The following is a 1,343-nucleotide window of genomic DNA, read 5'->3' on the forward strand; positions in this document are numbered from 1 at the left end:
CCCATTCAAAATCCGCTAGTTGTGATAAATGTTTGAAAATATCAACTAATATTCCTTTTTTAGACCACAAATTAAATCGCCTATAGACAGTGCTCCATTCACCAAACTCTTCTGGCAAATCTCGCCAAGGAATACCGGTTCTCATTCGGAAAAGGATCCCTTCAAACGTCATCCGATGCTCGGATTTATTATAAACTCGGCCGGTATTTTTCATTATTTGTAGTAGCTTTTCCCACCGTTTATCTGTTAGCATTGTTCTTGGCATGATGAATCGAGTTATGGTTGTTTTTGGCTGAATTATTATAACTCACATCATGCCGTCTAAAAAATAATCATGAAAGATCAACACGCCCTAGTATATGCAATGTGTAAGGTGAAAAAATCAATCGGTAATTACATGATTTATTTAAAAACCTGGATTAAAACATGAAGCAGCAATAAAAACTTCAATAAAATCAATAGTCTATCGGAGCGATTTTAGGCCTTTAAAAAGCACCTACTCCACCAGTCCCAAAAACCACCCAACCGCTACGCCCCATAAAAAACGCCACCCCCCAAAAAAAAGCCAAAGCAATCCCACACTCACCGCTAACAAATCTTTACAATAAACCAACAAAAAAAGTGGCGCATTATTCATCATCAAGTTATAATTTTTGAGCTTATTCAGGCAAGGAATCGCTCAAAATTCAAGGAACGGATATAAAAGTTCATAAAAAACAAGAAATTACTTGACAAGGAAATAAAAATGCATTACCATGGTTGGCATCTGGCATCTGGCATGCCAAACCTATGCCCTAAATCTTATTGATTCGCAAGGTGGCCAAAGTAGGTCGCCACAGTTATTTTCATCATCGAAGTCATTTCGCGTAGCGAAATCGACGCCGTCGTCGGGGTCTTTACTGGCGATGCTGTCGGCGGATTCTTCGACAACATCTTCGGTCACATCATCGGCCATATATTCGGCAAAATTATCGTCGATATCCAAGTGGTTATTAAAACCGCCATTGTTATCCAAACCGGTATTACTATTCAAGCTGCGGTTATTGTTTAGGCCTTCATTGTTATCAAAATCGGCACTATTCTTCGCACCATTGTTGTTATTGTCATATACGCAGGGTATACAGGCGTTAACGGTACAGACATCAAGGGTCATAGAGGGTAGTGCGCCGTATTTAATCTTTGATGGTGGGAGGACTAAAGCAACTAATACAGACACCTTTTTGGCAATCGAGTTGCCTGATGGAAGACGTATCACTCAGTCAACAAACACATCAAGTGTTACAAATCCGATAATGTTACCAAGTGGAAATTATACATTTAATGATATTCATACGGTATTGCCA

Annotated in this window: 2 protein-coding genes; both read right to left on the bottom strand. The window is 39.2% G+C overall.

The window, feature by feature from the left end; genetic code table 11:
* Nucleotides 1–265, bottom strand: a 265-nt coding sequence (locus A9G31_RS07475) for a transposase (protein WP_141671352.1), incomplete at its 3' end; no start/stop codon positions are given.
* Between the two features lie 522 nt (nt 266–787).
* The gene (locus A9G31_RS07480) at nt 788–1,216 is read right to left on the bottom strand and encodes a hypothetical protein (protein WP_218056413.1); all 429 of its coding nucleotides are present in this window, start codon (nt 1,214–1,216) and stop codon (nt 788–790) included.
* Nucleotides 1,217–1,343: the final 127 nt, after the last annotated feature.

Source organism: Gilliamella sp. Gris1-4 (genome assembly GCF_001690335.1).
In the GTDB taxonomy this organism is placed as follows: domain Bacteria; phylum Pseudomonadota; class Gammaproteobacteria; order Enterobacterales; family Orbaceae; genus Gilliamella; species Gilliamella apicola_P.